Annotated in this window: 12 protein-coding genes and 1 tRNA gene; 5 read left to right on the top strand and 8 right to left on the bottom strand. The window is 36.3% G+C overall.

The annotated features are described in order from the left end of the window. Nucleotides 1–4: 4 nt before the first annotated feature. Genes ABMA78_RS08195 through ABMA78_RS08180 form a run of 4 tightly spaced genes read right to left on the bottom strand, consistent with a single transcriptional unit; the run spans nt 5 to nt 2,139 of the window. Entirely contained in the window at nt 5–796 is a 792-nt protein-coding gene (locus tag ABMA78_RS08195; protein ID WP_392858835.1) for a class I SAM-dependent methyltransferase, read from the bottom strand. An 18-nt stretch (nt 797–814) separates the two neighbouring features. Then, complete coding sequence (locus tag ABMA78_RS08190; protein WP_392858834.1) at nt 815–1,189, bottom strand: DUF6165 family protein; 375 nt, start codon at nt 1,187–1,189, stop codon at nt 815–817. A gap of 1 nt (nt 1,190) precedes the next feature. Continuing rightward, entirely contained in the window at nt 1,191–1,682 is a 492-nt protein-coding gene (gene greB / locus ABMA78_RS08185) for a transcription elongation factor GreB (RefSeq protein ID WP_392858832.1), read from the bottom strand. Further along, a complete protein-coding gene (locus tag ABMA78_RS08180; RefSeq protein WP_392858830.1) occupies nt 1,663–2,139 on the bottom strand; it encodes a low molecular weight protein-tyrosine-phosphatase in 477 nt (158 codons plus the stop codon). Before ABMA78_RS08180 ends, greB begins: the two co-directional genes overlap by 20 nt. Before the next feature lie 52 nt (nt 2,140–2,191). Between ABMA78_RS08180 and def the strand changes: the two genes are divergently transcribed. Then, nucleotides 2,192–2,704: a peptide deformylase gene (gene def / locus ABMA78_RS08175; RefSeq protein WP_392858829.1), complete on the top strand. Its 513-nt coding sequence runs from the start codon at nt 2,192–2,194 to the stop codon at nt 2,702–2,704. Between the two features lie 55 nt (nt 2,705–2,759). Here def and ABMA78_RS08170 read toward each other — a convergent pair whose 3' ends face one another. Next, complete coding sequence (locus ABMA78_RS08170; protein ID WP_392858827.1) at nt 2,760–3,212, bottom strand: hypothetical protein; 453 nt, start codon at nt 3,210–3,212, stop codon at nt 2,760–2,762. A gap of 243 nt (nt 3,213–3,455) precedes the next feature. On the opposite strand from ABMA78_RS08170, the gene ABMA78_RS08165 reads away from it, so the two are divergent. Together ABMA78_RS08165 and ABMA78_RS08160 are read left to right on the top strand one after the other, a co-directional pair. Further along, nucleotides 3,456–4,736: a hypothetical protein gene (locus tag ABMA78_RS08165; RefSeq protein ID WP_392858825.1), complete on the top strand. Its 1,281-nt coding sequence runs from the start codon at nt 3,456–3,458 to the stop codon at nt 4,734–4,736. A gap of 11 nt (nt 4,737–4,747) precedes the next feature. After that, a complete protein-coding gene (locus tag ABMA78_RS08160; protein WP_392858823.1) occupies nt 4,748–6,889 on the top strand; it encodes a phosphatidylserine/phosphatidylglycerophosphate/cardiolipin synthase family protein in 2,142 nt (713 codons plus the stop codon). 27 nt (nt 6,890–6,916) lie between these two features. Here the strand turns inward: ABMA78_RS08160 and ABMA78_RS08155 are convergent, their stop codons facing one another. Beyond that, a complete protein-coding gene (locus tag ABMA78_RS08155) occupies nt 6,917–8,002 on the bottom strand; it encodes an SO_0444 family Cu/Zn efflux transporter (protein ID WP_392858821.1) in 1,086 nt (361 codons plus the stop codon). A gap of 181 nt (nt 8,003–8,183) precedes the next feature. On the opposite strand from ABMA78_RS08155, the gene ABMA78_RS08150 reads away from it, so the two are divergent. Beyond that, nucleotides 8,184–8,260 (top strand) — tRNA-Asp (locus tag ABMA78_RS08150). A 632-nt stretch (nt 8,261–8,892) separates the two neighbouring features. Here ABMA78_RS08150 and ABMA78_RS08145 read toward each other — a convergent pair. Both ABMA78_RS08145 and ABMA78_RS08140 read right to left on the bottom strand, forming a co-directional pair. Further along, nucleotides 8,893–9,816, bottom strand: a complete 924-nt coding sequence (locus ABMA78_RS08145; RefSeq protein WP_392858820.1) for a hypothetical protein — start codon at nt 9,814–9,816, stop codon at nt 8,893–8,895. Nucleotides 9,817–10,018: 202 nt separating this feature from the next. Further along, a complete protein-coding gene (locus ABMA78_RS08140; protein WP_392858818.1) occupies nt 10,019–11,182 on the bottom strand; it encodes a S41 family peptidase in 1,164 nt (387 codons plus the stop codon). A 290-nt stretch (nt 11,183–11,472) separates the two neighbouring features. On the opposite strand from ABMA78_RS08140, the gene ABMA78_RS08135 reads away from it, so the two are divergent. Continuing rightward, a complete protein-coding gene (locus ABMA78_RS08135) occupies nt 11,473–12,528 on the top strand; it encodes a M4 family metallopeptidase (RefSeq protein ID WP_392858817.1) in 1,056 nt (351 codons plus the stop codon).

Below are 12,528 nucleotides of genomic sequence, written 5' to 3'. Positions count from 1 at the left end.
TAGATTAATAGGCCATGATATAAGTCACCCAAGACTCACAATTCTCTTCAACAGTTGAGCGATAGAAGATACCGTCACCAGAACCATCATCATCCTCACCTTCCCAGTAAGTGATAATATTCTCAAAACCAGCATCTTTCATGATGTCCTTGATCTCACCAATTGACCAATGTCTCCAGTCATATGAGAAGGCCTTACGATAAAGTTTTCCATCATTATGTGTTTTAAAGTGAATATAGTATTGTACTTCTTCTGTTAGAGGATTGTAGCTATCACAATCCCAGAAGTATGTATGATCGTCGTGCTCAGTTTCTTCCTCTAGCTCTTGACGACACTCTTCACCACCAAAGATATCAACCATAAAAACACTCTCTGGCCCCATATTCTTCTTCACCTGCTTAAAGTAATTAAGAAGAACATTTCTTTCTTTGAAAATGAAGTAAGAGAAATTAAAGGCAACAGTAACATCTGCTTTAAAGTCGTAATCATCAAGCACGTTTCCATTGATATAATGCATACGTGTTTTCTCTTCATCCGTTAGACGAGAGTAGTGATTTTCAATTCCATACGCTTGTGGTTCTTCATCAAGATCAATCCCCCAAGCTTCACGCTCACCACCTTCTTTAACCCAGTCACATGCCATTGCGGCCGTTCCACCAAAGTCTTCTCTAAGAGTTCTTGGAGAGCGTCCAAAAATCTTCTTATACTCTTTGTTGATAAATTCAATATCAGCTTCGTGATTTTGAACTGACTTTTCATAAAGTTGGTACTTCAAATTCGTTGGAATTTTCGACATTAAATACTCTTTTGTTATCTATTTATATGATTTGACTTCTTTTATGCCAGAATTGTAACTCATATTGATTGAATTTTTAACCTTAAATCTCAAATCATTTGTTTTATAGACACTACGTGCCAGAGAGATAAATTCATCACCAAAGTCACAGGCCTTCTCTTTCAAACGAATATCGTCTTCAATTACCCAAAGCTTTTCATTAATCTCTTTAAGCTCTCTGATAAACTTATCCATACCTTCTAAATTTAGTTTGGCCAAAGTATTTGCAAGCTCATCATATTCTGCTTGGGCAAGACGGACACGCTCAGCATCCTCAATTCTTTCCGTTTTAATTTTTAAAATTGTCATTTTATCAACTAACTCACCGAGAGAAACGGGACATTCAATTATCATCTTATACCTCAATATCAATATAATTAATTTCTACAATTGTGTATTCAAAATCATCACCTGGGGCCTGAACAATAACTTCATCCCCTTCTTCCTTGCCAATCATGGCCCTTGCAATCGGAGACTTCCAACTAACAAGTCCCTTTGTCGTATCAACTTCATCAACTCCTACAATGGAGTACCTCTTCTCGTTGCCATCCTCATCTTCCAAGACGACGGTTGCACCAAATTGGATTTTTTCAGATGAGACAGAAAGTGGGTCCACAATTAAGGCCGCGTTTATACGAGTATTTAAAAAGCGGATACGTCGATCGATTTCACGAAGCCTTTTCTTTCCATATTGGTAGTCAGCATTTTCTGATCGATCGCCAAGAGAAGCGGCCCACTTAACAGTTGCTGTCACCTCAGGTCTTTCCGTCTTCATTAAAAAATTCAACTCTTCTTCAAGCTTAGCGTACCCACGTGGTGTTATATAATTATCTTTCTTTATTGCCATATTGATTTAGAATTCCTTCTACTCCATTTTCCACTAAGTCCATTACTTCTTCAAAGCCCCTAGCTCCGCCAAAATAAGGATCAGGAACTTCTTCATAAGAAGTATATGGGCCACTACAGAAGCTATAAAATAACTTAACCTTATTCTTATACTTTCCCTCAATGTCTAGCTTAAGAATATTTTGATAATTTGACTTATCCATTGCAACGATTAGGTCAAATTCTTCAAGATCATCTTTCGTAAAACCTCTCGAAATACTAGGAAGTGTGTAGCCCCTTTTATAAGCATGCTCTTGCATACGTCGATCTGCCCCTTCTCCCGCATGATATGCACTCGTTCCAGCAGAATCCACCTGAATATGTTCAAGTAAATCGAGTTCCTTAATTCGATGAAGCAGTACCCCATCAGCGGCAGGTGAACGACATATATTTCCAAGACAAACAAATAAGATTTTCATATTAAAATTATGATAGAATCGAGGGTGAAAGTAAATTTAAAGGAATAAAATTATGACAGTTCAAAGAATCAGAACAATGGGTGATCCCGTATTAAGAGAAATAGCACAAGACTTTACAAAAGAAGAAATTCTAAGTGAGGAAACAAAGCAGCTTTTAGAAGATATGAATGATTCTATGATTGCAGTTGGTGGCATCGGAATCGCAGCTCCTCAAATTGGAGTTTCTAAGAAAGTTACAATTATCGATGTACCAGAGGACTCTCGCTACGAAGATGCTAGTCCGAGTGGAAAAATGATTATCTTCAATCCTAAGATAGAATTCTTAACAGATAAAGAAGATGGATACTGGGAAGGCTGTCTTTCTGTTCCAGGCCTTAGAGGTTATGTAGAAAGACCAAATCATATTCGCGTGAGCTATTTAAATGAGAAAGCACAAGAAGTTGTTTTTGAAGCTAGGGACTTCTTAGCAACTGTTTTTCAACACGAGATCGATCACCTCTACGGAAAGCTTTACGTCGACAATGTTAAAGATATAAAGAAACTCGTTTACGAAGAAAATTTATAGCCATAATAAAAGGCCCTCATAAGAGGGCCTTCTTTTTTTGTAGAAGGTATTTTATTTATTCTGAAACAATCGCACGCATTACATCTAGAGTTTCAGGAGAAAGAGAAGATTCGTAGCGCGCCCAAATTTCTTTAGTCTCTGCTACAGAAGTGTCACGATCCATTTGTGCAACAACTTCTTCAAGAATTAAATTCGCTTCTTCAACTTCCGAGTTGTAGATTGCAATTTGATCAGCATTCACACCCTTGATAGATCCATAAACAGGACCAAACTCTGCTAGACCTTCATCATCTAAAAGAATTAATCCAGCAAGACCAATTTTAGCGGCCTTTACCCAATCCTTCTGATCACCAGAGAAGATTGCTTTTACTGAGTAACCAACACCTACTTTCATTGCAAGAAGTCCAGTGTAAGCGATGTAGCAGTTACCAGTTAACATACCAACTGCTGCAGATGCATTAAACGAAAGACCTGTTGCAAGAATTAGACTTAGAATTACCTTTTTCATTTTTTTTCCTCCATGTTTTTTTGGTTGTAAATAACGATAACGTCCATCCGAATTTTTCTAAACTTAAATAAAGGTAATATGTCGAGAGACATTTTATAAAAAATGACCAGTGTTTTTTACAAGCGATAGAGTCTGACTTTACCACCGCATCGTGTTTTCAAGGCATTACGAATAAGAAGTAAAGTTTTTGCATTTAAAAACCGACAAGAGAAGAAGGATAATTACTAATTAGAGAGACATATTATGAGTGAAGGTAAGAAACAAAGTTTTATCGCTTTAGCGTGCGTACTTAGTGTTAATACATTTGTCGCATATCAATTCTTTTCAACATCAAAATTTGATAACGTCTATTCGAAAGAAAAGATCCAAGAACGAAGGGCGCCGGCCTCCCAAAAGGTTCCAGGAGAATACAAAGAGTATCAACAGCTCTTTCCATTTGAAGACTTTGTTATCTACGAGGATTTTAACGGAAACGTTGATTACAAGATGTCTGTCGACTTCTGGTCTGACAAAGGCGCAAAGTATTTCACAAAGAATGGAAAAGAAGCAATTGAAAAGGGTCTTACGGCCGGCTTCAAAAGACTTATTGAAAAGGGCAATCAAGATGGAACAACTCTTAAGTCAGAAGTTCTTCCTGAGCTAACAAAGGAATTCCTTAATACCTTTGTCTATACAATTAAGGTTCACAAACTCATCGATTCAAACTTTGAATTCGATATTATGTTTACGCCTTATAACAAAGATACTGTTTCATACAAAGACGAATTAAAAACAAACCAGCTTATAAACCTTGAATCTCAAGGAACACTTTATGAAGCTTACCAAACATATAATAAGAATTTTTCTCATCGTGTGCTAGACACACAAATTCCAATTTCTAATGATGTCTATCAATATCTTGGTGGAGCGATCACTTTGACTTCGGAACTAATTGATACGGACTGGAAGATCTCTCAGCCTATTCCAAAGCCTAAGAAGAATGGTGTTAAAGGATATGTACGACTTCGTAAGTACTATCGAGTTAACTACCCTACTGACTTAAAGGTTGAATCTTTTAAATCGAAGTACTTAAATATTACGGAGCAAGAATTTGAAGCAAAGAAAGAGATGCCTCATGTTCTTACTGTTGATACTATTTATGAATACAATCTTTCTAGCCTAATTCCAAAGAAGACAAAAACTATCTTTCACTTTGGTGAAATCGTATCTCTTGATAAGAAGCATGATAGCTTTTTCAAGAGAATCTTTAGCTTCTTTAGCAAGAAGAACGATATTAAGACTTCAAAATTTAAAATCAAGGGCGACTACTCAAACGGTACTATTCGTACAAATTTCAATGGTGAAATTAAAACACTTGTCTACAGTCACAAAGACAAGAAGTTTACTAAGAAGAGTCGTGTAACAACAACCCCTAGGGATTATGACTTAAGAATGCATGTGAAAGATGCAATCAAGAAGACTCTTCTACAAGAAAACACTGAGTACCTTGTAGAAAAACTTAACTTAGAAAAATTTATTAAATAATAGGATCGACTATGAAATCGACGAAGAAATTATTAACGACAGCTCTACTATCGACACTTGCAGTACAATCATTTGCCGCAAGCTTCAACATCAAGGATCGACTTGACTCTCAAAAGTTATTTCTAGAGTCTTATCAGTCAGTCTATGGCCAACGTGACTATGCTCATGCGCCATCTTTCTTTGATACGATCAAAGAGCTAGACAAATCAAAAGAGAAAGCCGCTGTTAAATTTCTTAAAGAAGTCGACAGTGTACTTCCAAGTAAGATTGCCATGCCGGTTACTTACTGGACAAAGGTCTCGCCAAATGAAAAAGAGCTTGGAAAAGTTATCTACTACTTCCTGGCCTACAAACTATTTATCCTTAGAGACTTTATTGATAACCCACTTACCAAAGATAAGGATAAGAAAGCGGCCCAAAAGCTTCTTTCTAAAATTACTAGAAAGGGAATCAATTCAAATTCTATTTCAACATACTTTCCTACTCTGAAACTTCAAGCAATGAAGATCGCTAGCAGTAAAGATGTTATTGAAAGCATTAAAGAAAATGAAATTGCAACGATCGACTTCACTGAGACATTTAGTGATATTAATAACTACTCACTCTCTGCCCTTGGTTTTGTGCCATCAAATAAAACAGAGATTGTTTCAGAAAATGAAAGATCTCTTGAGCGTATCGATTGGCTTAACCAAAGGGTTATCTTTGCTGGTGGAACGCTAGACTTTGATTCAGACTATATCAAAATGCCAACAGCTGATGATCCTACTGGAAATATCATTTTTAAACAGGATCCAATCTACATCAAGATTCGCGATATGATTGCAAGTTCTAAGGACTCAATCTTTATCGATATTTTCCTCTTCGGAGGAACACTAGGAGCAACTCTTTCAGAGTACCTGCTAGATCAGACGAAAGAAAAACTTAAGGCCAATCCAAATTTTAAGGTTGTCCTTCTCCACGACTATGCCACTAACTACAATATGTTAGATGAAATGATGCCGATCTTTGAGTATATCAAAGAACGTCGTGAAAAAGATCCAGTATTAAAAAAGAGTGTCTCTCTACTACAAGCAAATATTCAGCGCCACCCTCCAGGGATTCCTTTTGGTATTACAAAGCTAATTCCAAAAACTGCTGAAGCGATTAAGTATTTTGAGTCAGGTAGTACTTATTTTGAATCAAAAATCGACCACTCGAAAGTTATTGTCGTTGACGGTAATACGGAAAATGCTCAGGCATATTTTGGTTCAAAGAACTGGACCGATCACAGTGGCGGTTACTACTACGATGATGCAATCTATGTGACGGGAGCAGCTGCCGGACTTGTCCAGGCCTCTTACTACCGCGACCTCGAGGCGGCTCTAACAGAAGATCCAAAAGAGCTCATTGGGTTCTATTATAAAGAGCAAGGCTTTGATAACCGCGCCTATCTCTCTAAAAAAGATCAAATCCTAGAAGATATGAGAGTTAAGAAAGAGAAATATGAAGTAAAGGGTGATTCAGTTATTCGCCTTGCTGAAGCCGATGTTGATGGAACAATTAAAAATGTTCGAAATATCTTAGTTGATATGATCTCAAAGGCCGAAAAGAATATCTTCATGGAGCAGCTATTCTTATATGATTCATATGTTATCGATGCTCTTGTAAAAGCAAAGAGGCAAAACCCTCTTCTTGATATCAAGCTTGTTATCGACCATAACGGAAACTTTGGAATGAATGGACTTCCAAATACTTTATTCGTTAAAAAACTTGTTGATGCAGGAATTCAAGTACGTGCTCGTAAGACTTATGGTATCACGGCGAATTTCCCAGACGGTTCAACTAAAGAATATCACCAAGAAAACCACAGAAAGATCACGTCAATTGATGGGATAACTGTTCTAGGTGGTTCTTCTAATATTAACCCAGATACTCTTCAGGGTTCATTTAGAGAGTTCGGTGCTCAGATCTTTGATAAGAAAGAAGTAGCAAGCTTTGAAAGACGCTTTAGTCGCGACTGGCATGATTCAGATAAGATGGAAATCTTTGATATTGAAAACTTTGAGGCAAATATTCAAGGAGTAGCCTTAGGTAAACGCTCTTCGGCCATTATCAATGGCCTTGGTAGTATGATCTACAAGTCAAAAGACGATATCGAAAAACGTCACAAATAAAGACTTCTATATTTAAACAGGTAGCTGTTATCCGCAACAGCTACCTGAATTTCCTTTATCTTCAAAATATTTTTTAACTCTTTTAGGAAGCTCGACAAATACGAGTGAGCGAAGAAGTAGCATTGTAAATGCAACCGCTAGTGAAATTTCCCACCAGCTTGATGACTCATGATTGTGATGAGAAATATTAAAGTTAAGTGGCCAAGAAAAAGCACTGTATAGGTAATCCGTTAAGAATGAAAAACCTAAGGCAACAAGTGCGATTGAAAGAAGGTTAATCACAACTCCTCTCTTTCCAATATACTGACCGATAACGAGAATATTTGAAATATTCGTTGCAGGACCTACTAGAAGAAATAGTAGCGCCATACCAGGGCTCATTCCCTTCATCACAAGTGAAGCTGCAATTGGTGTTGTTGCCGATGCACAAATATAGAGAGGAATTCCAACAAGAAGGATTGCTCCCCTTCCGGCCCAACCAGAAAGGCCATCAAAGAAATTTGCAGGAAGAGCAAAGTCAATAAATGCTCCGGCCACAATTCCAAAGGCCAACCAAATGGCCATATCATCAACAAGTTCAATAAAACCAAAGTGAAATGAAGCTTTCGCTTTCTTTGCAAAGCTCTGCTTTACAATAACACTTTCATCTTTCTTTTTAGAACTTCCGCAACAACTCGGCTTAACTTCTGCTTGTACCTGATCAACATCTTTATCAGTCTTAAAAACTAATTGGAGTGCTCCTGCAACAAATGCTGATACAAAGGCAGCGATCGGACGAATAATTGTCATAGGGATATCCATCATTCCATAAGTCATGGCAATTGAATCAACTCCTGACTCAGGCGTTGCAATTAGAAATGCAGAAGTAGCGGAATTTGAAGCCCCCTGCTTCTTAAGAGTAGCGGCCGTAGGAATAACAGCACAGCTACATAGAGGCAAAGGGATTCCAAGGATAGATGCTTTAATGGCACCCATTAGGCCCTTACCACCCATGGCCTTTTTAATTCTCTCTACTGAGATAAATGCCTTAATAATACCGGCAACGAGAAGCCCAAACATTAAAAACGGGGCAGAGACTAAAATATAATTCCAAAGTGACGTTAAAAAACTCATAAATTTTACCTTTTTTTCGTAGGCTAATCTTAACAGAAATATTTTAAGACGTCCTTTATTACTGGCTTTTTCGCTCTTCATTAGACAAATTTTATAGAAGGGCGAAAAAAAATTGAACTTTTTTTAAATTTTTCTATTGACGAATGAAACCGAAGTCCCTATATTAAGTCTTACGAAATGAGGGGGCGTAGTTAAGTTGGTTATAACGTCTGCCTGTCACGCAGAAGGCCGAGGGTTCGAGTCCCTTCGCTCCCGCCATTTTTTTTCATTTCGCAACATTCAAGTTTTAATCTCTTCGGAGACTAAGATATTAAAAGCCGAGTTAACCCACTCGGCTTTTTTTTTGTTTGCGGCCATCTGCAGGAGCAGATGACGCAATTCAACCCAGAAGCGACCACGATGGGAGCTTTCGGGTAACCAGCTCTGCAATCTCAATCACATTTTCGATAACACTAAATTTCAAATAAGAAATGCCAGTATGGCAATTTGATGCTGAACAACTCATGACCGACCACGACGGGAGGTCAGGAGAACCAACTAAGCAATCCCACTAACATTTTTTGAATGACTATTTTCTTTCATGAAAAGCAGTATGCTAATTGAAGCCGTGCAACCCTGATGAGCGACCACGGTCAGCTTCGGCTCCTGCCTCTCGCTGACATACCGGTCATCCTGACCATAATGGGAGCGAGAGAGGGTAACCAGCCAAGCAATCCCACTAACATTTTCAATATCACTAAATTTCAAATAAGAAATGCCAATATGGCAAAATCATCACTCTCCCCTTAAAGGGTTCTTCTTAATGGATTTGATAAAAATTCTTTACGAGTAAAAACAAAAAAACAGTACCCTAAAGTACTGTTTTTAAGTTCTATATAACTTTTTCTTGATTAATATGAAGCTGACATATTCGGTGTTGTTTCTTTTTGAGAGTATAGTTCATAAAAATACCCTAGCGTATCTTCTACTTTACTATATTGGCCTCCAAATATAACTCTAGAAGCTCCATTACGACTAAGCTTGAAACTTACTTCCTCAGCCGAATAAGATATAGTGTTATTGAAGAAAGTACTATGAGACACTTTAATCTCTGTCTTATTCCTATGAATTTCTTTTAAAGAATCAATATAACTATTTTCTGATAAGAAACTAATCGGAAGAAGATACATACTTCTATGTGGAATATATTTAGATTTGTCGTACTCACGTACTGGTTTGTCTTCTAAATGAGCAATGTCTTTAATAATATCAATAGTACAGTTTGAAAGAGAAGTCGAAATACATTTATTACCTGCATGTAATGTTCTACCTCTGATTAGGCTTTCTAAGGTATTGCAAAGGTTAGAAGCTTTAGATTTACAAAGCTGTGCAATCTTCTTGTGAGTTCTATTCTCGACATCTTTTTCCCATCCATTAACTCCTTCAGACTTAGTTCTAAGTTCAGACATTTCTGAATGAATTTCATTAATCTCCTGGAAGAATTCTGCAATATCACTTTCTAGTGATTCATCTGCTGTGTAAGTATTCTTTCTTCTTTCGTATACAGTTTTGATTTTATTTTTTAGAAGAAGCTTAAGTTCTCCATTGAATGACATATTAATATGCTCAACAAGGTCTCTATAATCAGATTCATTGTTTTCTTTTAAGACTTTAGATCGCTCTAATGATGTAGTTAATATGTTCGTTACTTTTTCTTCTACAAGCTTTACTTTTGCAGGGTTTACTAGTGAGTCAAATGTCAACACAGGTGTTGCTTGAGCTGAAACGCTTGGTAGTGTTAAGAGTAGTGAAAAACCAATAATAATCTTGTTCATAGTGTCTCCTCGGCTAAAGTAAAAATGTGAATACAAATCAACTTTATAGATTATCTTGATCGAGAAACAGACCTATTGAAGAATTTTTATGGAGAAAATAAAAGTGTCTAAAAAGTATACATAAGAATCTGATAGTTTTGATGATCAGATTATTGAAATAATCGTAAATAGTGGGAATTCTAATAACTAACCGTACATTCTATTACTTACGTCTATTCTTCATATATGTTATCGCAAAGTCATATGCATCTTGACCCTTTGGAACATTAACATCGGGCTTTATACCTATAGACTCTATAAATCTGTTATCTCTATAGCTATTAAATGTTGAAGGTATATTTATCTGAATGCGACTTTCAGGAAGTACGACAAACCCAAGATTACCAAATTGAACCTGACCAGCTGTGTTCTCACCGACTCTTGTTACATCATCAATATATTCAAAAAAGTCTATTGTACTTTCACATGAAGATGCACAAGCACGATCTTGTAAGATCACAACAGGCCTTAATGCCTTGGCCTTAACAACTTTAGGTAACACTTTATTTACAATAGCGGTCTCTTGTTTATAGTTAGTATATTTTTGCTTATCTCTTTTAATAAAGTCCGTAAAAAAATCTTTTTGTTTCTTTGATTCTGCATTATATGCCAAGAAAGAAGATAAGTTCGCTCGACTTTCTAGACCTGGCCTTGTAACGACTTTGTATTGATTTGCATATGGTGTAGAAAACTGAGAGCCACCAGTTAATAATTTTGCTAACTGATATCCAATAGTATCATCTCCTCCACTATTACCTCTTAGGTCAACGACAACAAAATCGATCTTATCTAAATGCGTCTTAATTTCTCTAAGCATCCCATCCCATTTATTTGAAGAGGGTGATGCAAACCAAGAGATAGTGATAACGAGAACGTTACTATTACCTTCAACAACTTTTTTTACCGTCCAAAGTCTCTTCTCTTCACTATCGATTCTTTTACCGACATTTCCAACGAATGTATTTCTCGCACATTTCCTAGGGCCAAACTGAAAAGTCAAATGCTCATCTTGAACATGAGAAAATGATTCCCCTAATACATTACAAAAATCTCCTGGTTTAATCGATTCAATATTTACAACAGATTCTTTTAATTTTTTAATTCCTAGTTCTACGTTATTTTTATTTTTAAAAAAATAACCTGAGTAGGAATTTTTAAGAGTATATTCAACAAGATTTACATCTAAATCTATTTTTTCCTTGTTCAATATGGGGGGGGCTTCAACTTTTATTGATGGATCATAAACCAAAGAATACTCTTCCTTATTTGTTGAAGAGCAAGAAACTAATATTGAAAAAAATGAAAATGTTAAAATGAAAAATCTCATATAAATATTATCGGTTTTTCGTTAGCTTTCCTTAATAAATCAAACAATTTACTTAAAAAGAAATACTGTAATTACATCTCGGTATCGCGTCCCTGCAATCTCACGAAGCTGACACTCGTTCCATTCTTTCGCAACCCTATGCAGACTCAGCGATCAGAGCTTACGCTCTCACCGCAGGTCAAGCTTTCGGTACTGTAATATTTATATTAAGAACTCCTGTAGTTTTTACAAAACACTGAAATTATAACTATATAAGTTGCGACTCATATTTAGATTCCTTATAAGAGCATATGTATCAATTATTAGCTCTTGTAACTATTTTCATATCGCTTAAGGCTTTTCCTTATAACTTTGCTAATCAGTTTAAAGATCACCGTATGGTCACATGTCATAGTAAAGATTCTCGAGGTCAGATTCAGGTGTTTGACGTTGTTGAAAATATTTATAGTGCTCAACAATACCTTCACTCCAAAGAATATAAAGTTACAACTACTACAGGTCACAGCTATGGCAACCTAAACAATGATCCATTGTATTTTCTCTCTGATGATTTTTGGGGAGTACCAGGAAAAATTGTACAATCACAAAATTGCTTATTCTCAAATCCAGCTCTCGTAGATACTCATGTTAACACTATAAAAACAATAAGAATCGTAAAAGAGCACTTAGGGTTTAATAGCTTTGATAATAAAGGGTCGGAAGTAATTTCAGTGCTTTTAAAAAAAGGTTCATTTAATGATAATGCAAAGTGGTGGGATAAAGATAAAAATATAATTACATTCGGGCAGAGTTCAGATATTTCAGATCACACACACTTGTCTGCAAGTATTGGAATCGTTGCCCATGAATTTGCTCATGGGCTGTTAGCAAATACAATAGAACTTGCTTCCGAAGGTGACCAGGGATCACTCAATGAAGCATTTGCAGATATTATCGGGGTTTTTGTTTGCTTTAAAAATAATCCAAGAGCAGATTGCTATCAGTTAGGACATGAAGCATATATTGGTCAAGGTAATTGCTTACGTGATATTTCAAACCCAGAACAAAATGGTCAAGCAAGTAACTTTGACGAATACAAGCCTAATGGCCCTAATGTTTATTATAATGCAGGCATAGTAACGAATGCTTTTTATCTCTTGTCTGAGGGAACAGCTGAATTTGAGGGTGTAGGATATGAAGTTGCAACTGAAGTTTTTTTCAATGCTTACATGAAATATCTTAATAAGAATTCAACTATCAGGGATATAAAGTTGGCAACAGTTAAATATTTAAATGAAGCCCAAGACTTAAATCATAAGCAAACACTTAAAACCCTGCTTTCTGTATGGAAGCATATTGGGCCATAA

It is taken from the genome of Halobacteriovorax sp. RZ-2 (assembly GCF_043196685.1).
Lineage (GTDB): Bacteria > Bdellovibrionota > Bacteriovoracia > Bacteriovoracales > Bacteriovoracaceae > Halobacteriovorax_A.
The sequence above is the reverse complement of the archived record's forward strand: the minus strand, read 5'-3'. Positions and strand labels throughout refer to the sequence as shown.